Consider the following 23736-nt stretch of genomic DNA (forward strand, 5'->3'; position numbering starts at 1 on the left):
CAGACCCGTCCCCGGGCCCGGGCGGTCAGCGTGCCGCGTAGGCCACGGCGATGGCGGTGCCGACCACGGCGTTGTTGCGCACGAGGGCGAGGTTGGTCTCCAGGGAACGACCATCGGACAGCTCGACGAGCCGGCCCAGGAGGTAGGGCGTGATGTCCTTGCCGGTCACGCCCAGCGCGTCGGCGTCGGCCAGGGCCCGGGCGATGACGGAGTCGATGTCCTCGTGCGCCATCTCGCTCTCGGCGGGCACCGGGTTGGCGATCGAGATGCCACTGCCGAGGCCGAGGCCCCAGGTGGCCTCCATGAGGGCGGCGATCTCCTGCGGGGTGTCCAGGCGCATGGGCGTTCGCAGGCCGCTCGTGCGGGAGAAGAACGAGGGGAAGTCGTCCGTGCCGTAGCCGACGACGGGCACGCCGAGGGTCTCGAGCACCTCGAGGGTGCGGCCGATGTCGAGGATCGACTTGACCCCGGCCGAGATCACCGCGACCTCGGTGCGTGACAGCTCGGTGAGGTCGGCGGACACGTCCATCGAGCTCTCGGCCCCCTGGTGCACACCCCCGAGCCCACCGGTGACGAAGACCCGGATGCCGGCGAGCCCCGCGATCCGCATCGTGCTCGCCACCGTGGTCGCGCCGTGGGTTCCGGTGGCCACGACGTAGGGCAGGTCGCGCACGCTGACCTTGCGGATGTCGTCGCGCGAGCCGAGTATCTCGAGCTCGTCGGTGGACAGGCCCACGGTCGGGGTGCCGTTCAGCACGGCGATCGTGGCGGGCACGGCTCCACCGTCCCGAACGATCTGCTCGACCTCGCGCGCCATCGCGACGTTGGCCGGGTACGGCATCCCGTGGCTGATGATCGTCGACTCCAGCGCGACGACGGGGGTGCCGTCGGCGAGCGCCTGCGCGACCTCCGGGTCGAGCTTGAGCAGGGGGTGCGGGGTGGTCGACGTGCTGGTGGTCATCGGTGGAGCTCCTTGGTGGACGGCTGGGACGGGGTCAGGTGGGCCGCGACGAGCGCGGGAGTGAGGTCGTCGCGCACGGTGTCGGGCGAGGCGCAGGTGAGCGCGGCGAGCACCTGGCCGTGGCGGGCTGCCTCGACGACGTCGGCGCCGTCGAGCAGGGCGTTGACGAAGCCGGCGGTCATCGAGTCGCCCGCACCGGTGACGTCGGCGACGTCGGTCGGCGGGGCATCGACGAGGACGACGCGGGGGGTGGATGCCGTGGCGATCGAGAGCAGGCTGCCGGCGGTTCCGCGGCGCACCCACACGTGGCTCACCCCGCGCTCGTGGAGGAGGGCTGCCGCCACTCGCACGGCATCCACGTCCGGCTCGACGGGAGCACCGACGAGGGCGGAGAGCTCGTCGACGTTGGGCGTGACGGTGTGCACGGGGATCGTGCCGTCGAGCACGGGTGCGACCGCCGTGGCCTTGGCGACGCTCACCGGGTCGAGGATGCTGAGCACCCCCGCCTCGGCGGCCGCGTTGAGCAGCCACCGCACCACGGACTCGGACAGGTTGGCGTCGACGACGAGTGCGTCGGCACCGGTGAGCAGGCCCGGAACGGACGCGAGGTCGGCAACCGCGAGCTCGTCGGTGGCGCGCATGTCGGCCACCGCGATGTGCAGGTCCCCGCTGTCGGCGAGCACCGCGACGTAGGTGCCGGTGGGGTGGGGGGAGCGCACGAGGTGGCCGCAGTCGACACCGGCGGCGGTGGTGCGATCGGCGACGGCCTCACCGGCCGGGTCGTCGCCGACGGGGGCGACGAGCACGGTGGGACGGCCGAGGCGGGCGAGGTTCTCGGCGATGTTGCGACCCACCCCGCCGACCGTCGAGGACGACGTGCCCGGGTTGCTCGTGCCGAGGACCGGGGCACCGGCGGTGCGCACCTTGGTGTCGAGGACGGCTCCGCCGACGACGAGCACCGTGTCGGCCTCGGGGCGCAGCAGGTAGCCGCGGCCGCGGACGACCCCCTTCTTCATGAGGTTGGACAGGTGCACCGAGACCGCGGCCCGGGTGGAGCCGATGCGCTCGGCCAGGGCTGCGGCGTCGAGCATGGGGTCGGCACGCAGCAGGGTGACGATCTCGTGTTCGCGAACAGTCAGTTTCACGTTGGAACTCTAAAGGAACCTTGGGTCTCCAAGCAAGGGGTGCGCCCTGCTCGAGGTAGCCGGCCATCGAGTGAGCGCGACATGCCGTGTTCGGTGAACGCCGACGGCATGCTGCGCTCACTCGCCTTTGGATCTTCTGGGCCCGAACGGGCCCCTGTGGATAAGTTCCCGGGCTGGCGACGCGCACCATGCAGGGTGGGGCCATGGAGGGTCTGGGGCTGCCGTCGGAGTTGACCTCCCGCCCCTTCACCGTTGCCCAGGGGCGGGAGGCCGGACTGCGGCTGCGCACCCTGCGCTCGCCCCGGCTGCACGTCCCGACACACGGCGTGCGCATGATCTCGACGCCGGCCACGGTGCACGAACGGGCAGCGGCCTTCGCGCTCGGCCTTCCGGACGATGCCGCCTTCTCCCACGTCAGCGCCGCCCAGCTGCTGGGCCTGCCCCTACCCACGGCGCTGGAGGCCCAGGAGGTGCTCGACGTCATGCGGCCCACGTCCCGGGCACAAGTTCGTCGCGATGGATGCCGCGGCCATCGAGGGCTTGAACGACGCGAGGTGATCGACGTGCAGGGCCTGCGCGTGGTCGCTCCCGCAGACACCTGGTGCGACATGGGCGAACTGACCTCACCGGCGCTGGCGATCGATGACCTCGTGGTCATGGGCGACGCGGCGGTCAACCGACTCGAGCCCGAGGGAATCGCCACGCTCCGGTCAGCGCTCGACGCGAGGACACGCCCACGAGGTCGGGCGCGACTCATGGCAGCGGGGGGCCTGATCAGGGTGGGCTCGCGGTCGCCGATGGAGTCCCGGACCCGGCTGATGTTCCATCGGGCGGGATTCCCCGAACCCGAGCTCAACGCCGAGGTCCTCGACTGCCACGGCGGGTGGCTGCTCGACGGGGACTTCGTCTGGCGTCGTCAGCGAGTCATCGGTGAGTACCAGGGTGCTGATCACGCATCGCGCAAGCGCCGCAGCGCGGACAGCATGCGCTCGGGCCTTGCCACGGACGAGGACTACCAGGTGATCGAGATCAACGCCGAGGACGTCTACGGACGAGCCCGGCGCTGCACGTTGCTGCGTCGTTTCGCCCGGGCAATGGACATCGACCCCGCAACGCTGACCATCGAGTGAGCGCGACATGCCGTGTTCGGTGAACGCCGACGGCGTGTCGCGCTCACTCGATCAGCACAGCCGGGACCTCGCGCGGGCCGGCGGCAGCCTCAGCGCTGCAGCCCCTCCAGGGCAGCCCGCACCTCGGACTCAGCCGCGGCGAGAGCCGCGCGGGCACGCTCGACGCGCGCCACGGCATCCGGGTCGGGGGTCAATCCGCGGCGGCGGACCCGGGCGAGCACCTTGTCCGCCGCGAGCCCCCCGGGCAACGACGTCGGGATGCCGTGCAGCAGGTCGGCGCGGTAGTCATCTCCCCCAGCCCCCGCCTTCTCGACGGCCTTGATGCTCTCCCAGGCGGCCTCGACCTCGGCCGGGGTGGACGCATCCCCATCCGCGAAGACGTGGGGATGCCGGCGGACGAGCTTGTCGACGAGAAGCCCGGCCACGGTGTCGATGTCGAACGCGCTCTCCGCCGCCTCCTCGGCGACCCGGGCGTGGAAGACCACCTGGAGGAGGATGTCGCCGAGCTCCTCCGCGAGGTGACCGCGGTCGCCGCCAGCGATGGCGTCGAGCACCTCGTGGGCCTCCTCCACGAGGTAGGGCGCCAGGCTCTCGTGGGTCTGCTCGGCGTCCCAGGGGCAGCCGCCGGGTGAGCGCAACCGGTCCATGGTGGCGACGACGTCGAGCAGGCGCCCGCCCTGGACGTCCCACGACCCGACGACGAGTTCGACCTCGGGCGGGGTCGCGAGCCGTGAGACCTCGGCCGCCACGGCATCCGCCAGACCCGGGTCACCGTCAGCACTCCCGAGCCACACGACCGACACGGCACCGGCGAGGTCGACCAGACGCCGCGCCAGCTCGGGCGGCGACGCGTCACCGACCTGCTCGACGGTGAACCCTGCCTCCTCGACGGCCTGGGCCACCGGCTCGTCGAACGAGCGGGCCAGCCGAACCGCATAGCCCTGGACGACCTGCCAGGCACCGTGCGAGAGCAGGCCCGGAGCCACCCGGGGAGAGGTGACGAGCATCCCGAGGCGCCCGCTGGGCGCGCCGGGCACAGCGCTCACGGCGCGGGGATTTCCTCGGCCTTGATCCACTCCGGGGCCGTCAGCTGGATGGACGCGGTCTCCGGCGCGAAGGTCCCGTACCGCGGGTTGACCTCGACGTCGAGGGCCCCCATCGCCTCGGTGATCGCCGCGCCGTCGGCCTCGGTGATCTGACCGGACTGCTGGGCGGCGGTGATGGCGGAGGCCAAGCGGATCACCTGAAGCGTCTCGCCACTCGGGTTGGCCACCCCACGGCCCTGCGCCTCACGGGTCGCGAGGGTGTCGGAGACGACGATGCCCTTGTCCCGGAGGACGTCCAGAACCACCGGCGCCTGCACGAGCGCGGTCAGTGCACCGCTCGGCGTGAGGGGCTCCTGGAGCAGCGCCGGCTCCATGGAGTTGATCTGGGCCATGGCGACCTGGAGCTGGCCCTCGGTGATGACGTTCCCGTCGACGACGGCCGCGGTCTCGGCCCGGTTGACCGAGCAGCCGGCGCTCATGAGCGCGGCGCCGAGCGCGAGCACCGCGAGGGAGCGGCGAACGGAGAGAGTCACGAGCTGTCCTTTCGAGAGCGGGCCCCGCTACACACGGGAGGCGGCCACCGCGGCGGCCTGAGCCACATTGTCCATGACGACCGACGAGATGACCTCACCAGCCCACGACAACACCTCGCGATCACGCACCGGACGCCCGCCGACGCGGGCCGTCATCGGCTTCGGGACGAGGATGGTGCCGAGCGCGGGCTTGATGATCGACCCGGGGTGCAGGCGCATGAGGCGCAGTTCCTGGCTCTCGCGGAGCTCGACCGGGCCGAAGCGCACGTGGTTGCCCTGCACGCTGATGTCGGCGATGCCCGCGGCCCGGGCCACGGTGCGCAGCCGGGCCACCTCGAGCAGGTTGACCACGGCCTGGGGCGGCGTGCCGTAGCGGTCGACGAGCTCGGCCTCGATCTCGGCGAGCTCGGCCGCATCGACGACGGCGGCGAGCTTCTTGTACATCTCCAGGCGCAACCGCTCGTGCGGCACGTAGTCGTGCGGCAGGTGCGCGTCGACGGGCAGCTCGATCTTGATCTCGGTCGGGGTCTCGTCGCTCTCACCGCGGAAGCTGGCGACGGCCTCACCGACGAGCCGGACGTACAGGTCGAAGCCCACTCCGGCGATGTGCCCCGACTGCTCGCCGCCGAGCAGGTTGCCGGCGCCGCGGATCTCGAGGTCCTTCATCGCCACCCGCATGCCCGAGCCGAGGTCGGTGTTGCTCGCGATCGTCTGGAGCCGGTCGAGCGCGGTCTCGCTGAGCGGCACCTCCGGCGGGTAGAGGAAGTACGAGTAGGCGCGCTCGCGCCCACGCCCGACGCGGCCGCGCAGCTGGTGCAGCTGCGAGAGGCCGAGGCGGTCGGCGCGCTCGACGATGAGGGTGTTCGCGTTGGAGATGTCCAGCCCGGTCTCGACGATCGTCGTGCAGACGAGGACGTCGAAGCGCTTCTCCCAGAAGTCGACGACGACCTGCTCGAGCTGGTGCTCGCCCATCTTCCCGTGGGCGACGGCGACCCGAGCCTCGGGCACCAGCTCGCGCAGCCGTGCGGCGGCCTTGTCGATCGTCGACACCTTGTTGTGCACGAGGAAGACCTGCCCCTCGCGCATCAGCTCGCGACGGATCGCGGCGGTCACGGTCTTCTCGTCGTACGCCCCGACGTAGGTGAGGACGGGGTGGCGTTCCTCGGGCGGCGTCGCGAGCGTCGACATCTCCCGGATGCCGGTCACGGCCATCTCCAGCGTGCGCGGGATCGGTGTCGCGGACATCGCGAGCACGTCGACCGAGGTGCGCAGCGCCTTGAGCTGTTCCTTGTGCTCGACACCGAAGCGCTGCTCCTCGTCGATGACGACGAGGCCGAGGTCCTTGAACTGCACCTCCTTCGACAGCAGCCGGTGGGTGCCGATGACGAGGTCGACCGAGCCGTCGGCCAGCCCGGCGAGCACCGCCTTGGCCTCCTTGTCGGTCTGGAAGCGCGACAGCGCCTTCACGACGACCGGGAACCCGGCATACCGCTCGGCGAAGGTGTTGGCGTGCTGCTGCACGAGCAGGGTCGTCGGGCACAGGATGGCGACCTGCTTGCCGTCCTGCACGGCCTTGAACGCGGCCCGCACGGCGATCTCGGTCTTGCCGTAGCCGACGTCGCCGCACACGAGCCGGTCCATCGGCACCGAGCGCTCCATGTCGGCCTTGACCTCGTCGATGGTGCTCAGCTGGTCGGGCGTCTCGATGTGGGCGAAGGCGTCCTCGAGCTCGCGCTGCCACGGGGTGTCGGGCGAGAACGCGTGCCCGGTCGTCGCCATCCGCGCGGAGTACAGCCGGATGAGCTCGGCCGCGATCTGCTTGACGTAGCGCTTGGCGCGGCTCTTGGTCTGCTGCCAGTCCGAGCCACCCATCTTGCTCAGGGTCGGCTGCTCACCGCCGACGTACCGGGTGACCTGGTCGAGCTGGTCGGTCGGCACGTAGAGCCGATCCCCGGGCTGCCCCCGCTTCGAGGGTGCGTACTCGAGGACGAGGTACTCGCGGGTCGCGGTCGCCACGGTGCGTTGGACCATCTCGACGAACTTGCCGACACCGTGCTGCTCGTGGACGACGAAGTCGCCCGGCTGGAGCGCGAGGGGGTCGACCTGGTTGCGGCGACGCGACGGCATCCGCCGCATGTCCTTGGTGGAGGTTCCCGAGCCACCCGCCGACCCGGTGAGGTCGGACTCGGTGATGACGGCGAGGCGCTCCGCCGGCACGAGGAACCCCGGGCCCGCGGCCCCCGTGGTCACCGTCACGACGCCGGATGCCGGCTGGGCGCCACCGCTGCCGGCGTCACCGCCCGCACTGACCAGGCGGCTGGGCACGTCGTGCTCGGCGAACACCTCGGCGACCCGCTTGGCCAGGCCCGGCCCCTCGGTGGCGACGAGGACCGACCAGTTGTCGGCCACCAGGGCGCGCAGGTGGGTCACGGCAGCGTCGGTGTCACCGCGGAAGGTGGGCGAGACCTCGAGGCCGAGGTCGAGCACGTCGCCGTCCTCGTCGCCGGCGAACGGGGTGAGGTCGAGCCAGCGCACCCCGAGGTCGCGGGCCTGGGCTCGCAGTTCGGCCAGGGTCCGGAACGACGCCGTGCCGAGCACGGACTGCAGGTCGATCGGCACGACGTTGCCGCTCGCGGCGTTGGCCCAGCCGGCCTCGAGGAACTCCTGGCTGGTCGAGGTGAGGTCGTGGGCGCGGGTGCGGACCCGCTCGGGGTCACAGGTGACGAGCAGCGACCCCTGGGGCAGCACGTCGAGCAGCGTCTCCATGCCGTCGACGAGGGCCGGGGACAGCGACTCCATGCCCTCGACGGCGATGCCGTGGGCGAGCTTCTCGAGCAGGTCGACGGCGCCGGGCAGCCGGTCTGCCAGCGCGGCCGCCCGCTCGCGCACGGTGTCGGTGAGAAGCAGCTCGCGGCACGGCGGTGCCCACAACCCGTGCTCGGCCACCTCGAGCGAGCGCTGGTCGGCGACCTTGAACCAGCGGATCTCCTCGACCGTGTCGCCCCAGAACTCCAGGCGCAGCGGGTGCTCCTCGGTCGGCGGGAAGACGTCGAGGATGCCACCGCGCACCGCGAACTCACCGCGCCGCTCCACGAGGTCGGTGCGGGCGTAGGCGGCTGCCGCGAGGTCCTCGACGACCTGCTCGAGGGGGCGCTCGTCACCGGCCTGGAGCGCGACGGGGCGCAGGTCACCCAGACCCTTGGCGATCGGCTGCAGGACCGCCCGGACGGGGGCGACGACGACGGCGAGGTGGCCGTGGGAGGCGTCCCCGGCATCCGGGTGGGCCAGGCGACGCAGCACGGACAGGCGCTGGCCGACGGTGTCACTGCGCGGGCTGAGCCGCTCGTGCGGCAGGGTCTCCCAGCTGGGGAAGAGGCCGACACGACCCGAGCCCAGGCTGGCCTCGAGCGCGGCCTGGAGGTCTTCGGCCTCGCGGCCGGTCGCGGTGACCGCGAGCACCGGGGTGGTGGTGGCTCGGTCTGACGCGGCGGCCGCGAGCGCAGCGATGAGCGCCGATCGGGCGCCGGGCGGAGCGGTGGCGGTGACCTCGGCGCCGGGGACGCTCAGGGCCTCCTGCAGCCGTTGGGTACCGGGCAGTGCAGCGACATGGGAGCGCAGGGCGGACAGCGAGGACATCGCCGCACACTGTAGTCGCGCCTACCGACAGCCTCAGTCCAGCGAGCCGGGAAGGCAGACGTTGAAGGCGACCACACCGACCGCATCGGTGTCCCACGTGCGCGCGACGGACCCCCACGGACGCTGGGTGCGGACCGTGAGGCGTGGTTGCTGACCATCGCCGGCGACCGACCCGGTGTCGAACACCTCCTGCCACTCCTCGTCGGTCCGGACAGAGCAGTCGACGGTGAGCGACACGTTCAGGGTGCCGTGCCCCCCGGGGCCGAGGCGGTCAGGAACGAGCACCGCATCGGTGACCGTCAGGCCGCGCTCGTGCGTGTCGACCGAGACCACCTGCTCGGGCCAGACCCCCCAGTTGTCCACCTCGACGCTGACCTCGGCCAGTGCCGTGTTGCGGTTGGCACTGCCCCCACTGCTCCCTGCGAGAGACAGACCCGGCCGGGCGACGCCGAGCGCGAAGGCCAGGGCGAGCAGGGTGGCCCCGGCCACAAGACCCACGCCGACCCGGCGAATGAGGTGCTGTTCCCGCCGATCGACGTCCCCGACCGCCGCCATCGAGCGGTTCCACACGTTGGTGTCCATGCGATCAATGTATCAATACTTCGACACATTGACACAAGGGGTTGGAGCCAGCCATGCTGTCCCCATGTTCGGACCGGGAGCCCTCGTCCTCGCCGCCTTCGTCGTGCTGGTCGGCGTCGTCGCCGTCGTGGTGGCAACGCACGTGTCGAGGAGCCCGCTGAAGCCCGGCACGGTCGACCGGTTCGCGCGCAGGCAACGGCTGACGATCACCGACGCCAACGCGACCCACGTGGTCGCTGCCCTGCTGGTGACCCACCGCTGGCGGCGAGCCGGGCTCGTGTGGGGGCTGGCGATGGGGGTGCTGTGGTCCCTGCGATCGTCCGCCCTGACCCTGCACCTCATCGCCGGACTGCTCGGCTGGTTCGCCGGTGCGGTGATCGCCGAGTGGCGCATCGGGCGACTGGACACACCGGGAGCACGGCGGGCCGCAACCCTGGAGCGGCGCACCGTGACCCGCTACCTCACCGTCGAGGCCCTCGCCCTGGCGGGCATCACCACGGCCGCGCTGGTGGCCCTGCTGCTCGCCTCCGGCGCTCGCACCGGGACCAGCGGCACCTGGTGGGGGTGGGTGGCCTACACGGGAGCCCTGGTCGTCATCTGTGCACTCACCGCGGGGGCCGTGATGCGGCGTCCGAGCGGCTTCGTCGACGCCGACGTGCGCGATGCCGACGACGCGCTGCGCACGCACGCGCTGGGGGTGCTCGTCGGCTCGGCCATCGCCGCGTCCTACCCCGCGCTGACGGGATTCGCCCTGCTCGCAGCCCACCCCGACGGCGCCCCTCCCTCGACGACCGCGCCCTGGACGCTCCTGATCATGGTCGCGGCCCTGCTCAGCGGTGCGTGGGTCGCCGTGTGGGCGCCCTCCGCCCGCGGCCGGCGGCTCTCGACGGGCACGGTCGAGGCCACGCAGCCCGTCCACGCCGTCCCTGCCGCCCATTTCGACCACTCCGCCCCCTCCGGCCCTTCGGAGCCACCACCGTCATGATCATCGACGTCGACCCGTCGGGAGCGGTGCCCGTCTACGAACAGGTGCGCACCCAGCTCGCCGAGATGATCGTCACGGGCGCCCTGCCGCAGGGCTTTCGCCTGCCGACCATCCGCCAGCTCGCTGCCGACCTCGCCCTGGCACCGGGAACCATCGCCCGCGTCTACCGCGAGCTCGAGGCGGAAGGGCTCGTCGTGTCACGGGTGCGGCACGGCACCGTGGTCGCGGCCGTGCCGGAACGCCACCTCTCCGATCCCACCACGGCCGTCGCCGCCGCCGCACGCACCTATGCCGGTGCCAGTCGGCGGCTCAACCTCAGCCTCGACGACGCCGTCGCGGCCCTGAGGGAGCAGTGGGCCCAGCTCAGCGGCTGACCCCCGCCGTCACGCAGCCGGTCAGCGCGGTGCGTGGACCTTCTGCTGCGCGTCGAGCAGGCCGAGCGTGACGAGGGACTCCACGGCATCCGCGGCGTCGTCGAGGAGGAAGGGCAGCTGCTTGCGCTGGGTCGGCGAGAAGTCACGCAGGACGTAGTCGGCGGCATCCATGCGCCCCGGCGGGCGGCCGATGCCGACCCGCACCCGGTGGTAGTCCTTGGTACCGAGCGAGTTGCTGATCGAGCGCAGCCCGTTGTGGCCACCTTCACCGCCACCGCGCTTGAGGCGGATCGTGCCCTCGTCGAGGTCGAGCTCGTCGTGCACGACGACGACCCGCTCGGGCGTGACGGAGAAGAAGCGCACCAGCGCCGAGACCGGCCCACCGGACTCGTTCATGTAGCAGTTCGGCACGGCGATCACGGCCGACGGGCCGGGCACTCCCCCGGGGCCGGTGCCCAGGCGCACCTGCGCGGCGACGGCGCGGGCCTTGTGGGTGCGCAGGCTGCTGCTGGTGCGCCGGGCCAGTTCGTCGATCACCATGGCACCGACGTTGTGCCGGTTGCCGGCGTACGTGGGGCCGGGGTTGCCGAGCCCGACGACGAGCCAGGGTCCGCTGTCGCTCATCGCGCCAGTATGCCTTTCGGTGGGATGCCGCCCGGTCGGGATGCCGTCCGGTGCGGACGACGTCGGGGCCCGGTCCGTGCGGACCGGGCCCCGACGTCAGTCAAGTCAGAGTGAGCCAGGCTCAGGCGTCGCTGTCGGAGGCAGCAGCCTCGTCGGACTCCTCGCGCTCGATGCCGGCCTCGGCCTCGGCGTCGGCGAGCTCGGCCTCGAGGGCCTCCTCGGAGACCTGCGCGGTGACGTTGACGACGAGGGTCTCGGCGTCGGTGATGAGCGTGGCGCCCTTGGGCAGCTCGACCTGGCCCGCGAGGATCTGCGTGCCGGCCTCGAGGCCCTCGACCGAGATGGTGATGCCCTCGGGGATGTGGGTGGCCTCGACCTCGAGCTCGAGGCTCGTGCTGTCGGTGGTGACCATGGTGTCGGGAGCAGCGTCACCCTCGATGTGGACCGGGATGTCGACGGTGACCTTCTCGCCCTTGCGCACGACGACCAGGTCGATGTGCTCGATGACCGGCTTGATCGGGTCGCGCTGCACGTCCTTGGCCAGGGCGAGCTGCTCCTTGCCGTCGAGGACGATGGTGAGCAGGGCGTTGCTCGTCTTGAGCGCCTTCATCGTCTCGTGGGCAGCGAGGGTGATGTGCACCGGGTCGGCACCGTGGCCGTACATGACGGCGGGGATCTTGTGGTCGCGGCGGATCTTGCGAGCCGCGCCCTTGCCGAACTGGGTGCGGGTCTCGGCGTTCAGGGTGAGGTCGGACATGGTGGCGCTCCTTGAGCTGTGGGGAGGACGGCGGGCGAGTGGTCCTCGACGCGGGACGTGGCACCGATCTGTGATGAGCGCGCGTTCGTCCGCGGATCCGAACGGGATCTGCGTCCGCCAGCGTCGATCACGGATTCGTCGACCGCTCTCGCGGCCTGCCGGACACCAGTGGCCGGTACGACGTCCCTCGCCGAGGCAACCCCGCGAGTCTAGGCGACGGGCGAGTGAACCTCGAAATCGGGTCGGGCGGGCTCGTCGCGCCCGCCCGGCGTGCCGTCGTGCGTCGTGGTGTGGGATGCCGCCCGCGCCTCGTCGCGCTCGCCGAGCCGAACCGCGACCACACCGGAGAGCAGGACCAGGCCGCCCACGAGCTGGATCAGGCCGGGCAGCTCACCGAGCAGGACCCAGGCGAAGGCCACGGCGAAGATCACCTCGGTGAGGCCGACGAACGAGGCGAGCGTCGAGCCCAGGTGGCGGGCCCCGAGGATGCCGAGGACGTACGCGAGCGCCGCCGCGATGAGCACGAGCTCGGCGAACGCCACCCAGGCCGGTGCGCTGGCCCCGGCGATGACGACGGTCGAGGCACCCGCCTCCATGGGCAGCACCCCGATCAGGCCTGCGAGAGCGAGGACGACGGCACCGGAGGTGAGGCCGACGCCGGCGAAGGCGACGGCCGGCAGCGCCGTCGGCCGACCCGCGAGGACGTAGTGGCCGGCCAGCCCGACGGCGGCGAGCAGGCCCCACAGCACACCGACGAGGCTGGGCGTGCTCTGCCCGGTGACGTCGAGCACGAGCGCGAGCCCGGCGAGCGCCAGCACGATGCCGACCCCGGTCAGCCGGTGGGGCGCACGCCGCGTCAGGGCCCAGACCCAGAGGACGACGATGATGATGCCGAGGTACTCGATGAGCAAGGCCACGCCGACCGGCATCCGGGAGACCGCCTGGAAGTACCCGAGCTGGGCGGCGGCGACGGCCAGGGTGCCGTAGAACGCCGCGAGCGGCAGCTCGCTGCGCAGGGTTCCCCATCGCCCGCGCATGCTCCACAGCCCGAAGGGCGCCAGGACGAGAGCCGCGCCGGCGATGCGGATGAGCACCACCGCGCCGGGGCTCCAGCCAGCGGTCATCAGGGACTTGGCGAAGGGCCCGGACGTGCCGAACGCCGCGCAGGACGCGAGCATCGCGATCAGACCCAGACCGACGTGCCGCCGCATCGCCTCGACCATGACATTCCTCGATTTCTCGTGACAGCGCCCTGCCGGCGCGGGTTCGCGGCGGATGTGTCAGGAGCAAAGTAGGCTGTTGCCGATGACGTTAGCTGCCGCAATTGTCAGGAGTCAAGATGATTTTCACCTATGACACGGACATGACGCTCATGCACGCTGCGGCCCTGGTCAACACCGGCCCCGCCCTGGGCAGCGAGCACCGCGAGGACCTGCCCGACGTCGCAGCGCTCGTCGAGTGGATGCACGGATGGCAGTGGACCGGTCGCCACCCGAGCACCGAGGCCGAGGCGGACGCCGTGCGGCGGCTGCGCCCGAGGATCCGGCAGATCTGGGGGCTGCCCGAGGACGACCTCGTCGATGCGACCAACGCGTTGCTGCGCGAAGGCCGCGCACTCCCCCAGCTCGTGCGCCACGGCGACTTCGACTGGCACATCCACGCCACCCCGGACGACGCGCCGATCGCCGACCGGATCGCCGTCGAGGTCGGCATGGCCCTGGTCGACGTCATCCGCGCCGGGGCGATCGACCGGCTCAAGGTGTGCGCCGGGGACGACTGCGACGACCTCATCATCGACCTCAGCAAGAACCGCTCACGCAAGTTCTGCGACGGCACGTGCGGGACACGGGCCAACGTGGCGGCCTATCGCGCACGCAAGGCCGCCGACACCTGATGTAGCAGGCTCAGGCGCGGCCGCCGAACAGGCTGGTCACCGACCCGTCCTCGAAGACCTCCTTGACCGCTGCGCTGATGAGCGGCGCGATGGAGAGCACGGTGATGCCGTCGATCTGCTTCTCGGGCGGGATCGGCAGCGTGTTCGTGACGATCACCTCGACCGCCGAGCAGTCACGCAGTCGCTCCACCGCCGGGTCGCTGAGGATCGCGTGCGTCGCCGCGATGATGACGGCCTTGGCCCCGTCGGCCTTCAGCGCGTCGGCGGCCTTCGCGATCGTGCCGCCGGTGTCGATCATGTCGTCGACGAGCACGCACACCCGGTCGCGCACGTCACCGACGACCCGGTTGGCGACCATCTCGTTCGGCCGGTTGATGTCGCGCGTCTTGTGGATGAACGCCAGCGGAGCACCGCCGAGACGCTTGGACCACTGCTCCGCGACCTTGATGCGACCGGCATCCGGCGACACCACCGCGAGGTCCTGGTCGCCGTACTTCGTGGCGACGTACTCACTGAGGATCGGGATGGCCATCAGGTGGTCGACCGGCCCGTCGAAGAACCCCTGGATCTGGTCGGTGTGCAGGTCGACGCAGATGAGCCGGTCAGCCCCGGCGGTCTTGAACATGTCGGCGATGAGGCGCGCGCTGATCGGCTCGCGACCACGGTGCTTCTTGTCCTGGCGCGCGTATCCGTAGAACGGCATCACGACCGTGATCCGCTTGGCACTGGCCCGCTTGAGCGCGTCGACCATGAGCAGGTGCTCCATGATGCACTCGTTGATGGGGTTCGTGTGGCTCTGGATGACGAAGGCGTCCGACCCGCGCACCGACTCCTCGAAGCGCACGTAGATCTCGCCGTTGGCGAAGTCGTAGGCGCTCGTCGGCACGAGCTCGGTGCCGAGCTGCGCGGCGACCTCCTGCGCCAGCTCGGGGTTGGCCCGCCCCGAGAAGAGCATGAGCTGCTTCTTGGGGCGCTTGCGGATGTTGGCCGACGGCGGTCGGTTGCTGCTCATTGCTGGTCACCTTCCGCGGTGGTCGTCGCAGGGCTCGGATGCCGTTCGCCCGCCTTCTGGGCCGCGGCGGCTGCCACCGCGGTCGCCGTTCCATGCCTGGCTCGGGCCACCCAGCCGCTCACGTTGCGCTGCTGGCCCCGGGCCACGGCGATCTCGCCCGGCTCGACGTCCTGGGTCAGGGTGGACCCGGCAGCGACGTAGGCACCGTCGGCGACGTCGACCGGGCCGATGACGACCGAGTTCGACCCGACGAAGGAGTGGCTGCCGATGACCGAGTGGTGCTTGGCCACCCCGTCGTAGTTGGCGAAGATCGTGCCGGCACCGATGTTGGCGCCGGCCCCGATGGTGACGTCGCCCGCGTACGTGAGGTGGGGCACCTTGGCACCCTCACCGATGTCGGCGTTCTTGGTCTCGACGAACCCGCCGATCTTGCCCCGGGCGCCGAGGCGGGTGCCCGGGCGCAGGAAGGAGTAGGGCCCGACCGTGGCCCCGTCGCCGATGACCGCGAGGTTCGTGACGGCCCGGGTGACGCTGGCCCCGGCACCGACCTCGGTGTCGGTGAGGGTGCAGTCGGGCCCGATCACGGCATCCGGGCCGATGCTCGTGGCCCCGAGGAGCTGGCTGCCGGGCAGGATCGTCGCGTCCTGGCCGATGCTGACGTCGACGTCGATCCACGTCGTCGCGGGGTCGACGATCGTCACTCCGGCCCGCATGTGCCGCTCGCACACGCGGCGGTTGAGCTCACGGCCGAGCTCGGCGAGCTGGACGCGGTCGTTCACGCCCTCGGTCTGGAGCCGGTCACCGATGACGTGGGCCCGCACCGGGCGGCCGGCATCGCGCGCGATGGAGATGACGTCGGTCAGGTACTTCTCACCCTGGGCGTTGTCCGTGCCGACCTGGGCGAGCGCGGCGCGCAGCACCTGGGCGTCGAACGCGTAGATCCCGGAGTTGATCTCGGTGAGGGCCAGCTCGTCGGCGGTGGCGTCCTTGTGCTCGACGATGCGCTCGACCCGGCCCTGCGCATCGCGCACCACCCGGCCGTACCCGGTGGGGTCGTCGAGGTGCGCCGTGACGACCGACACCGCGCTGCCCGACTCCTGGTGCGACACCGTGAGCTGGACGAGGGTGTCGCCGGTGAGCAGCGGAACGTCGCCGTACGTGACGAGGATCGTGCCCGACAGGTCTGCCGGCAGCGCCTCGAGGCCGCACTCGACGGCGCGGCCGGTGCCCTTGACGTCGTCCTGGTCGGCGATGACGAGCCCGGCATCCAGGGCGGTGCACTGCTCGACGACGCGGTCGCGCTCGTGGCGGACCACCACGCCGACGTGCTCGGCCCCGGTCTCCCGGGCGGCCCGGATCGCGTGGCCGACCAGCGTCAGGCCACCGATGCGGTGCAGCACCTTGGGTGTCGAGGACTTCATCCGGGTGCCCTCACCCGCGGCGAGGACGATGACAGCAGCCGGGCGGGGGGTGCTCACGCGAGGGAACTCCAGATGAGAAGCGAGGTGCCACGGGACGACGTCATGCTACCCGCGCCGCCACCACCGCACGGCACGACACCGCCGCCCCGGCTCGTGGTGCCACCGTGAACACACCGCATCCGCCATGATGGGAACGGCCCGGCGATGCCGCCGCGAGGCCGGAGAGGAACACCCGATGCCGTCGACCACGCCGCAGCACCAGAACCGATGGGGCCATCGAGCCCGTCTTGGTCGTGTCGGCACGGCGCTGGTGCTCGCCCTCACGGTCGTCGGGGTCGCCGTGGCACCGTCCGCCGCGGCACCGTCCGTCGCGGCACCGTCCGTCGCGGCACCGTCCGTCGCGGCAGTGCCAGGTACAACCGCTCCCCAGGCACCCGCGCCCGCGGCACCGGGCCCCACCACGCCGTCGGTCTCCTCCACGGCACACGTGCAGAACCTGGGCTGGCTGCCACCCGTGAGCGACGGCGCCACCGCGGGCACCACCGGACGGTCCCTGGACCTGCAGGCGTTGCGCCTGAGCACCACCGCCCCCGACACCGTCATCCGCTACCGCGCCCACGTCGCGACCATCGGCTGGCAGGCCTGGCGCAGCTCCTCCGAGACCGCCGGCACCACCGGCCGCTCCCTCGCCGTGGAGGCCCTGCAAGTGACCCTCACCGGGGCTGGCGCCGCCCGACACGGGATCGAGTACCGGGCGCACGTCGCCGGCCTGGGCTGGCAACCCTGGCGAACCGAGGGAGCCGTGGCCGGCACCACCGGCCAGGGCCGCAGCATCGAGGCCGTCCAGGTACGGCTCACGACGCGACCCTCGGCCACGGTCACGGCACACGTGCAGAACCTGGGCTGGCTGCCACCCGTGAGCGACGGCGCCACCGCGGGCACCACCGGACGGTCCCTGGACCTGCAGGCGTTGCGCCTGAGCACCACCGCCCCCGACACCGTCATCCGCTACCGCGCCCACGTCGCGACCATCGGCTGGCAGGCCTGGCGCAGCTCCTCCGAGACCGCCGGCACCACCGGCCGCTCCCTCGCCGTGGAGGCCCTGCAAGTGACCCTCACCGGGGCTGGCGCCGCCCGACACGGGATCGAGTACCGGGCGCACGTCGCCGGCCTGGGCTGGCAACCCTGGCGAACCGAGGGAGCCGTGGCCGGCACCACCGGCCAGGGCCGCAGCATCGAGGCCGTCCAGGTACGGCTCATGCCGAAGGTCCGCCTGGCCGTGACGGCGGACACCGGGATGGACCGGGCAGCGGCGGGGGTCTTCGCCGGCATGGGCGCTCGCAGGGCCGATCTCAACCTCATCGTCGGCGACCTGTCCTACCAGTCGGTCGGTCGCGAACCGGCCTACTGCTCCTTCGTGAACTCCCGGGTCCCGGGCCCCACCCTGGTCGTGGCCGGGAACCACGAGGACACGCTGACCCGTAACGGGACCATCGAGAACTTCGCCAGGTGCCTTCCCGACCGGGTCGGGGTCACGGGAACGTACGGCAAGGACTACTGGGTCGACTCCGGCCCGGTACGCGCGATCCTCATCAGTCCGGCCATCGCGCTGTCGACCGGCACCAGGACCTACCGGTCCGGGTCACCCGAGGCCGCGTGGCTGACGAGCGTGATCCGGCAGGCCAGGGCGGACGGGCAGTGGGTGGTCGTCGGGATGCACAAGCCGTGCCTCACCGTCGGTACCCATGGCTGCGAATCCTCCCGGGACCTCACCGACCTCATGGTCCGCGAGCGTGTGGACCTCGTGCTCTCCGGGCACGACCACAACTACAGCCGCAGCCACCAGCTCACCGGCACCACCCGGACCCCGGTCGTCGTCGACCGCGACGGGCAGTACCTCAAGGGGGCAGGCACGGTCCTCGCCGTCGTCGGCAACGGTGGCCACGAGGCCCGACCCGTCCGGGCGAAGACCGACATCTGGGCCGCAGCCAACGGCACGAACAGCCCCGGTGGCTTCGTCTACGGCTTCGCGAGCATCGACGCCACGGCGGCGCAGCTCACCTACAGCCTGGTGCGCACCTCGGGCGGGCAGCTGACCGACACGTTCACCGTCTCCAGGCCGTAGGAGGCAGGTGCGGGTCGGGCGTCCTGCGGCGGTCCAATGGACCGCGCGTACCTGCCCGGATCCACCATGATGTGAGCGGCACGATGCCCGGGCGCACCGTCCCGGGCCGGGACCAGCGGAGGAGCACACGATGACAACGGCAGCAGGGGCTGTGGCCTCGTCCCGCGACGGGCGCACCTTTCGTCTGGAGCCGGGAGAAGGGTCGACCTTCTTCCCCGGTGACGTGGTCGTCGCCTCCACCGACACCGGCGACCTCGTCCTGGGGCAGGTGCTGACCGAGCCGTCGGTCGACGACGGCTCGGCAGCGGCGGGGTCCGGGGTCGTCCTCGGGACGCTGGCCCCCGACGGCCGGCTCCAGCGGTCCGAGCGCCCGAGCTTCTCCAGCCCGGTCTCACCGGCATCCGCTGAACAGCTGGCCGGGCTGCAGGCCAGCACCGGGGCGGACCTGGCCGTGGGTCGGTGGACCACGGCCAGCCCCGGGACCACAGCCAACCTGCGTACCGCGGGGTTCAACCGCCACACGTTCCTGTGCGGGCAGAGCGGATCCGGCAAGACGTACGCGCTCGGGGTGCTCCTCGAGCGGCTCATGCTGACGACCGACCTGCGGATGGTGATCGTCGACCCCAACGCCGACTTCGTCCGGCTCGGCGAGACCAAGCCGGAGACGCCACAGGCGGATGCCGCCCGCATCGGTCAGCGGGGCGTGCGGGTGCTGCGCTCGGACGCCAACCGCAACGGCGACGCCCTGCCGCTCCGCCTGCGCTTTCGCACCATGGCCCGCCAGGCCCAGGCGGCCGTGCTCCAGCTCGACCCGGTGCGCGACGAGGACCTGTACAACGCTTTCGTGCGGTTGCTCGCCGACGCGGGCGAGGCTCGCGACCTCGGGCAGCTGCTCGTGCGGATGCAGGCGGGTGATGCCGCTGACCGGCGCCTGCTGCAGCGCATCCAGAACCTCGGGATGACCGAGTGGGAGGCCTGGGCTGGTGAGCAGCCCTCCGCTGCCGACGTGGCGACCAACGGCACCGGGGTGAGCGTGCTCGACCTCGGCGGGTTCGACGACCCTGCCGAGCCGCTGTCGATCTGCCTCGAGGTGCTCGATCGGCTGTGGAGCGAGCGCGAGAGCCGGGTGCCGACCCTGCTCGTCATCGACGAGGCCCACAACCTGTGCCGGGCCGATCCGAGCAACCCGGTGGCGCAGCTCGTGCTGGAACGGCTCATCCAGATCGCGGCGGAAGGGCGCAAGTACGGCCTGTGGCTGCTGCTGTCCTCACAGCGGCCGTCGAAGATCCACCCGCAGATCCTCAGTCAGTGCGACAAGCTCATGCTCATGCGGATGAACAGCCCTGACGACATCGTCGAGCTCGGGCGCACGTTCGGCTTCGCCCCGCAGGCGATGCTGCACGCCTCGACCGGGTTCGTGCAGGGTGAGGCGCTGCTCGCGGGTGGGTTCGCCCCGGTGTCCATGCTGGCCCGGATGCGCGAACGGCTGACCTACGAGGGTGGCAGCGACGTCGCGGTGCCCCTCATCCAGCGCTGACCGCAACCGTCGCCCAGAAGAGGTGTCAGAGCAGGTCGGTCAGCTCGTCACGGGCCAGCTCGCGCACGGCCTCGAGGGCCTCACGCGCCGTGGCCGCCGCGCGGGCTGCCGCGGCGATGCCCTGGCACTCTGGCAGGCTGTGCAGCGACAGCGCCAGCCGCACGACCGGCACCTTGCTCGGGGCCATCGACAGGCTCGACACGCCGAGGCCGGTGAGCACGAGGGCGAGCAACGGGTCACCTGCTGACTCGCCGCACACCCCCATCGGCCGACCCGTGCTGGCGGCACCCTCACAGGCGGCCGCCACGACGTCGAGCACCGCTGGCTGCCAGGGGTCGAGCAGGTCGGACAGCTCACCCTGCATCCGGTCGGCGGCCATCGTGTACTGCGCCAGGTCGTTGGTGCCGATGCTGCCGAACTCGACCTCGGCCAGCACGTGCGCCGAACGCAGGGCCGCCGCCGGGACCTCGATCATGACGCCGCCCTTGGGCAGCCCGTTCTCGCGGACCCGCCGGGCGAACCAGGCGGCCTCCTCGACGGTGGCGACCATGGGAGCCATGACGCGCACGTCGGCCCCGGTCACCTTCGCCGCGATCGACAACGCCTCGAGCTGGGCGTCGAGCAGCTCGGGGCGCTCGGCCGACAACCGCAGTCCGCGTCGACCCAGGGCCGGGTTCTCCTCCGGGCCGAGGTCGGCGAAGGCCAACGGCTTGTCCGCTCCCGCGTCGAGGGTGCGCACGACGACCCGGCGGTCGCCGAACGGCGCCATGACCTTGCGGTAGATCTCGGTCTGCTCCTCGACGGTAGGCGCCTTGTCGGCCGAGAGGAAGACGAACTCGGTGCGGAACAGCCCGACCCCTTCGAGGTCGAGCGCCCCGGCCTCCTCGGCGTCCTTGACCCCGCCGATGTTGGCGAGCAGCGCGACGTGGTGCCCGTCGCGCGTGGTGCCCGGGCCACTGGTGCCGGCCAGGGCCGCAGCGCGCTTGTCGCGACGCTGCTTCTGCTCCTCGACGATCGAGGGGTCGGGGTTGATCGTGACCTCACCCGAGTCGCCGTCCAGGGCCACGAACGTCCCGGCGGGGATGCCGGTCGCGCCCTTGAGCTGGACGACGGCCGGGATGCCCATCTGGGCCGCGAGGATCGCCGTGTGGCTCGTTCGCCCCCCCTCCTGGGTGACGATGCCGACGACGAGGGCTCGGTCGAGGGTCGCCGTCTCCGCGGGAGCGAGGTCCTCGGCGACGATGACGCTCGGTTCGGTGAAGTCGGGGACCCCCGGGGCAGGGACCCCGAGCACCGCCGCGACCGCTCGGGAGCCGACGTCGCGCAGGTCGGTGACCCGCTCGGCGAAGTACCCCCCGAGCGCCTCGAACTGGGCGCAGTACTCCTCGACGGCGTTGGCGATGGCGTTCGCCCGCCCGCGGCCGGCATCGAGCTGCTTGCCGGCGGCCTTGACCAGACCCTTGTCACGGGCGATGAGCGCCGTGGCCTTGAGGATCTGCTGGGCGGTGTCGTCGGCGTGCCTGGCCTTGCCCTCGAGGGCGACCGCGACGGACTCGAAGGCCGCCTTGACGTCGGTGAGCGCCGCCTCGCGGTCCTGCGCCGGCGGCTCGTCGGCCGGCGGCCGGACGGGGGGCGAGACCTGCACCACCGGTCCGTACGCGGACCCCGGGCTGACGCCGATGCCCTGCCGGGTCTCCGTCGCGGTCACCTCGGTCACTCCGCGTCGAGGTCGCGCGAGAGGAGGGCCACGAGGGTGTCGAGGGCCTCGTCGGCCCCGTCGCCCTCAGCGGTCAGCACGATCTCCTCGCCGTGCTTGGCGCCGAGCGCCATGACACCGAGGATGCTCGTGGCGTCGACTGCGTCCTCACCGGGGCGGCCGATCTCGATGTCGAGCCCGGTCTCCCCCGCGGCCTCGACGAACAGGGCGGCCGGGCGGGCGTGCAGGCCGACTGACGAGGCGATGGTGACAGTGCGCTGTGCCATGAGGGTGCTCCTTTGTGAACGGGTGGTGCGGTGGACGGATGCCGCGTGGCTCGGTGCCACGTGGCCGGTCAGGTGGGTGACGGTGGAACAGCTGTTCGGTGGGGCTGACGGGCAGCCCCACCGAAGACTGTCAGACGGTGGCGACTGCCTCGACCTCAGCCAGCTTGGTGTCGCGGGACTTCAGGAAGATGACGATCGACGCCATGACGACGACACCGATGGCGAGCGCCACGAGGAAGAGCAGCACCTGGCTGACGCTGCCCATGATCGGGAGCACCCAGATGCCGCCGTGCGGGGCCCGGATACCGACGCTGAAGGCCATGGCCAGCGCCCCGGTGATGGCCGAACCGACGACCGAGGAGGCCATGATGCGGATCGGGTCAGCAGCCGCGAACGGGATCGCGCCCTCGGAGATGAACGACGCACCGAGCAGCCAGGCCGCCTTGCCGTTCTCACGCTCGGGCTCCGAGAACAGGCCCGGCCGCACGGTGGTGGCCAGGGCCATGGCGAGCGGGGCGACCATGCCTGCGGCCATGACCGCCGCCATGATCTTCAGCTCGGGAGAGTCGGCCGCGGCACCCGCACCGGCGAGGCCCGCGGTGGCGAAGGCGTAGGCCACCTTGTTGACCGGACCACCGAGGTCGAAGCCCATCATCGCTCCGAGGATCGCGCCGAGCAGGATGGCGCTGGTGCCGCTGAGGCCGGACAGCGCGTCGCTGAGGGCCTCGGTGAGGGCGACGATCGGGCGACCGAGCAGGGTGATGAACAGGCCTGCCGTGATGAGCGTCGAGAGCAGCGGGATGACGACGACGGGCATGATCCCGCGCACCCCCTTGTGGACCTTCCAGCCGGAGATCCAGCGGGCGACGAGACCACCGACGATGCCGGTGACGAGGCCGCCGAGGAAGCCGGCGCCCATGGTCGCCGCGATCGAGCCGCCGACGATGCCGGGCACGAGGCCGGGACGGTCGGCGATGGCGAAGGCGATGAAGCCCGACAGGATCGGCACGAGGAACCCGAACGCCGCGGCGCCGATGACGAACAGCAGCGCCGCCCAGGACGTGCCGCTGAAGACGTTGAAGTTCTGGGTGATGTTGAACTCGCCCTCAGCCGTGAGGCCGTACTTGACGATCTCGATCGCGCCCTGCTCCCCGATCGCGAGCTGGGCGAGCATGAAGCCCAGGGCGATGAGGATGCCGCCCGCGGCGACGAACGGGATCATGTACGACACACCGGTCATCAGCCACTGGCGGACGCGCGTGCCGAGGCCGGCCTCCGAGTCGACCTTGCTGGCGAGCCCGCCACCACCGGATGCCGCGGGGCCGGCTGCCGCTGCCGCAGCGGCCAGGCTCGGGTCGGCCTTCCACTGCTCGGCCAGGGCGACGGCCTGCGCGACGAGCGCGGGGCCGTCGGAGATGCCCTTCTTGACCCCGACGTCGACGGTCGGCTTGCCGGCGAAGCGACCGGCGTCCTTGACGGGGAGATCGTGGGCGAAGATCACGGCGTCGGCGGCGGCGATCTCGGCCGCGGACAGCGGGGTGGACCCGGCAGAACCCTGGGTCTCGACCTTCATGGTGTGCCCAGCGGCCTTCGCCGCGTTCTCCAGACCCTCGGCCGCCATGTAGGTGTGGGCGATACCGGTCGGGCACGAGGTGACCCCGACGAGGTTCATCGAGCGGGGTGCGTCCGCGACGACAGCGGCGGCCGGGGCTGCAACGGCGGGCGGGGCAGCGGCATCCGAGCTCGTGGCGGCAGCCGTGGCCGCGGGGGCGGAGGCGGCCGTGGCGGCGGCGACCTCGGCTGTGCCGGTTCCCTGGGGTGCGCTGTCGAGGGAGACCTCGGCCTCGACGATGCGCACCACCTCGGCCTCGGTCGTGGCGGCGGCCAGGGCGGCCTTGAAGTCCTTCTTCATCAGCGCCCGGGCGAGCTTGGGCAACATCTGCATGTGGGCGTCACCGCCGCCGGCCGGCGCCGCGATGAGGAAGACGAGG

20 protein-coding genes are annotated in these 23736 nt (G+C 71.8%); 6 read left to right on the top strand and 14 right to left on the bottom strand.

The genetic code is table 11. The features are described 5' to 3' along the window. Positions 1–25: 25 nt before the first annotated feature. On the bottom strand, positions 26–961 hold the full coding sequence (locus PLL68_RS00960) for a pseudouridine-5'-phosphate glycosidase (protein WP_324530780.1): 936 nt from the start codon (positions 959–961) through the stop codon (positions 26–28). Next, positions 958–2106, bottom strand: coding sequence for a PfkB family carbohydrate kinase (locus PLL68_RS00965; protein WP_324530782.1), 1149 nt, complete (start codon positions 2104–2106; stop codon positions 958–960). The genes PLL68_RS00960 and PLL68_RS00965 overlap by 4 nt, the downstream gene beginning before the upstream one ends. A gap of 203 nt (positions 2107–2309) precedes the next feature. Here PLL68_RS00965 and PLL68_RS00970 point away from each other — a divergent pair, with 203 nt between their 5' ends. Beyond that, positions 2310–3236, top strand: a complete 927-nt coding sequence (locus tag PLL68_RS00970) for a hypothetical protein (RefSeq protein WP_324530784.1) — start codon at positions 2310–2312, stop codon at positions 3234–3236. Positions 3237–3325: 89 nt separating this feature from the next. On the opposite strand, the gene PLL68_RS00975 is transcribed toward PLL68_RS00970, so the two are convergent. The 4 genes from PLL68_RS00975 to PLL68_RS00990 are packed head-to-tail and all read right to left on the bottom strand — an operon-like array spanning position 3326 to position 9033. Continuing rightward, complete coding sequence (locus PLL68_RS00975) at positions 3326–4282, bottom strand: MazG family protein (RefSeq protein ID WP_324530786.1); 957 nt, start codon at positions 4280–4282, stop codon at positions 3326–3328. Then, on the bottom strand, positions 4279–4815 hold the full coding sequence (locus PLL68_RS00980; RefSeq protein WP_324530787.1) for a hypothetical protein: 537 nt from the start codon (positions 4813–4815) through the stop codon (positions 4279–4281). The genes PLL68_RS00975 and PLL68_RS00980 overlap by 4 nt, the downstream gene beginning before the upstream one ends. Before the next feature lie 27 nt (positions 4816–4842). Continuing rightward, entirely contained in the window at positions 4843–8451 is a 3609-nt protein-coding gene (gene mfd, locus PLL68_RS00985; protein WP_324530789.1) for a transcription-repair coupling factor, read from the bottom strand. 33 nt (positions 8452–8484) lie between these two features. After that, on the bottom strand, positions 8485–9033 hold the full coding sequence (locus PLL68_RS00990; RefSeq protein WP_324530791.1) for a hypothetical protein: 549 nt from the start codon (positions 9031–9033) through the stop codon (positions 8485–8487). A 64-nt stretch (positions 9034–9097) separates the two neighbouring features. On the opposite strand from PLL68_RS00990, the gene PLL68_RS00995 reads away from it, so the two are divergent. Together PLL68_RS00995 and PLL68_RS01000 are read left to right on the top strand one after the other, a co-directional pair. Further along, positions 9098–10018 (top strand): hypothetical protein, encoded by a 921-nt coding sequence (locus PLL68_RS00995; protein ID WP_324530793.1) that lies wholly within the window; start codon positions 9098–9100, stop codon positions 10016–10018. Next, positions 10015–10392, top strand: coding sequence for a GntR family transcriptional regulator (locus PLL68_RS01000; protein WP_324530795.1), 378 nt, complete (start codon positions 10015–10017; stop codon positions 10390–10392). The genes PLL68_RS00995 and PLL68_RS01000 overlap by 4 nt, the downstream gene beginning before the upstream one ends. Before the next feature lie 21 nt (positions 10393–10413). Here PLL68_RS01000 and pth read toward each other — a convergent pair whose 3' ends face one another. From pth to PLL68_RS01015, 3 genes are all read right to left on the bottom strand, one after another. After that, on the bottom strand, positions 10414–11016 hold the full coding sequence (gene pth, locus PLL68_RS01005; RefSeq protein WP_324530797.1) for an aminoacyl-tRNA hydrolase: 603 nt from the start codon (positions 11014–11016) through the stop codon (positions 10414–10416). 121 nt (positions 11017–11137) lie between these two features. Continuing rightward, complete coding sequence (locus PLL68_RS01010) at positions 11138–11773, bottom strand: 50S ribosomal protein L25/general stress protein Ctc (RefSeq protein WP_324530799.1); 636 nt, start codon at positions 11771–11773, stop codon at positions 11138–11140. 209 nt (positions 11774–11982) lie between these two features. Next, entirely contained in the window at positions 11983–12984 is a 1002-nt protein-coding gene (locus PLL68_RS01015) for an EamA family transporter (protein WP_324530801.1), read from the bottom strand. 128 nt (positions 12985–13112) lie between these two features. On the opposite strand from PLL68_RS01015, the gene PLL68_RS01020 reads away from it, so the two are divergent. Then, positions 13113–13667 carry a CGNR zinc finger domain-containing protein gene (locus tag PLL68_RS01020; RefSeq protein ID WP_324530803.1) on the top strand — a complete coding sequence of 185 codons (555 nt, stop codon included), beginning with the start codon at positions 13113–13115 and terminating at the stop codon, positions 13665–13667. Positions 13668–13677: 10 nt separating this feature from the next. Here the strand turns inward: PLL68_RS01020 and PLL68_RS01025 are convergent, their stop codons facing one another. Both PLL68_RS01025 and glmU read right to left on the bottom strand, forming a co-directional pair. Next, positions 13678–14679: a ribose-phosphate diphosphokinase gene (locus tag PLL68_RS01025; protein ID WP_324530804.1), complete on the bottom strand. Its 1002-nt coding sequence runs from the start codon at positions 14677–14679 to the stop codon at positions 13678–13680. After that, positions 14676–16157 (bottom strand): bifunctional UDP-N-acetylglucosamine diphosphorylase/glucosamine-1-phosphate N-acetyltransferase GlmU, encoded by a 1482-nt coding sequence (glmU, locus tag PLL68_RS01030; RefSeq protein WP_324530806.1) that lies wholly within the window; start codon positions 16155–16157, stop codon positions 14676–14678. Before glmU ends, PLL68_RS01025 begins: the two co-directional genes overlap by 4 nt. A 178-nt stretch (positions 16158–16335) precedes the next feature. Between glmU and PLL68_RS01035 the strand changes: the two genes are divergently transcribed. Then, a complete protein-coding gene (locus tag PLL68_RS01035; protein WP_324530808.1) occupies positions 16336–18225 on the top strand; it encodes a metallophosphoesterase in 1890 nt (629 codons plus the stop codon). 130 nt (positions 18226–18355) lie between these two features. Further along, positions 18356–19762 (top strand): ATP-binding protein, encoded by a 1407-nt coding sequence (locus PLL68_RS01040; protein ID WP_324530811.1) that lies wholly within the window; start codon positions 18356–18358, stop codon positions 19760–19762. A 25-nt stretch (positions 19763–19787) separates the two neighbouring features. On the opposite strand, the gene ptsP is transcribed toward PLL68_RS01040, so the two are convergent. From ptsP to PLL68_RS01055, 3 genes are all read right to left on the bottom strand, one after another. Next, positions 19788–21470 (bottom strand): phosphoenolpyruvate--protein phosphotransferase, encoded by a 1683-nt coding sequence (gene ptsP / locus PLL68_RS01045; RefSeq protein ID WP_324530812.1) that lies wholly within the window; start codon positions 21468–21470, stop codon positions 19788–19790. Positions 21471–21475: 5 nt separating this feature from the next. Continuing rightward, a complete protein-coding gene (locus PLL68_RS01050; RefSeq protein ID WP_159903301.1) occupies positions 21476–21745 on the bottom strand; it encodes an HPr family phosphocarrier protein in 270 nt (89 codons plus the stop codon). A gap of 130 nt (positions 21746–21875) precedes the next feature. Beyond that, the coding region (locus tag PLL68_RS01055) for a fructose-specific PTS transporter subunit EIIC (protein ID WP_324530816.1) at positions 21876–23736 on the bottom strand (1861 nt) is incomplete at its 5' end.

The sequence above is a fragment of the Ornithinibacter sp. genome (genome assembly GCF_035443565.1).
GTDB lineage: Bacteria > Actinomycetota > Actinomycetes > Actinomycetales > Dermatophilaceae > Fodinibacter.

What these genes read in the sequence shown, in the direction of transcription:
- PLL68_RS01000 (WP_324530795.1), top strand. Translation starts at nt 10,015, where the DNA reads ATGATCATCGACGTCGACCCGTCGGGAGCGGTGCCCGTCTACGAACAG.
- PLL68_RS01050 (WP_159903301.1), bottom strand. Translation starts at nt 21,745, where the DNA reads ATGGCACAGCGCACTGTCACCATCGCCTCGTCAGTCGGCCTGCACGCC.
- PLL68_RS00970 (WP_324530784.1), top strand. Translation starts at nt 2,310, where the DNA reads ATGGAGGGTCTGGGGCTGCCGTCGGAGTTGACCTCCCGCCCCTTCACC.
- PLL68_RS00960 (WP_324530780.1), bottom strand. Translation starts at nt 961, where the DNA reads ATGACCACCAGCACGTCGACCACCCCGCACCCCCTGCTCAAGCTCGAC.
- PLL68_RS00995 (WP_324530793.1), top strand. Translation starts at nt 9,098, where the DNA reads ATGTTCGGACCGGGAGCCCTCGTCCTCGCCGCCTTCGTCGTGCTGGTC.
- PLL68_RS01025 (WP_324530804.1), bottom strand. Translation starts at nt 14,679, where the DNA reads ATGAGCAGCAACCGACCGCCGTCGGCCAACATCCGCAAGCGCCCCAAG.
- PLL68_RS01040 (WP_324530811.1), top strand. Translation starts at nt 18,356, where the DNA reads ATGACAACGGCAGCAGGGGCTGTGGCCTCGTCCCGCGACGGGCGCACC.
- PLL68_RS01020 (WP_324530803.1), top strand. Translation starts at nt 13,113, where the DNA reads ATGATTTTCACCTATGACACGGACATGACGCTCATGCACGCTGCGGCC.
- PLL68_RS01015 (WP_324530801.1), bottom strand. Translation starts at nt 12,984, where the DNA reads ATGCGGCGGCACGTCGGTCTGGGTCTGATCGCGATGCTCGCGTCCTGC.
- PLL68_RS01035 (WP_324530808.1), top strand. Translation starts at nt 16,336, where the DNA reads ATGCCGTCGACCACGCCGCAGCACCAGAACCGATGGGGCCATCGAGCC.
- pth (WP_324530797.1), bottom strand. Translation starts at nt 11,016, where the DNA reads ATGAGCGACAGCGGACCCTGGCTCGTCGTCGGGCTCGGCAACCCCGGC.
- mfd (WP_324530789.1), bottom strand. Translation starts at nt 8,451, where the DNA reads ATGTCCTCGCTGTCCGCCCTGCGCTCCCATGTCGCTGCACTGCCCGGT.
- PLL68_RS00990 (WP_324530791.1), bottom strand. Translation starts at nt 9,033, where the DNA reads ATGGACACCAACGTGTGGAACCGCTCGATGGCGGCGGTCGGGGACGTC.
- PLL68_RS01010 (WP_324530799.1), bottom strand. Translation starts at nt 11,773, where the DNA reads ATGTCCGACCTCACCCTGAACGCCGAGACCCGCACCCAGTTCGGCAAG.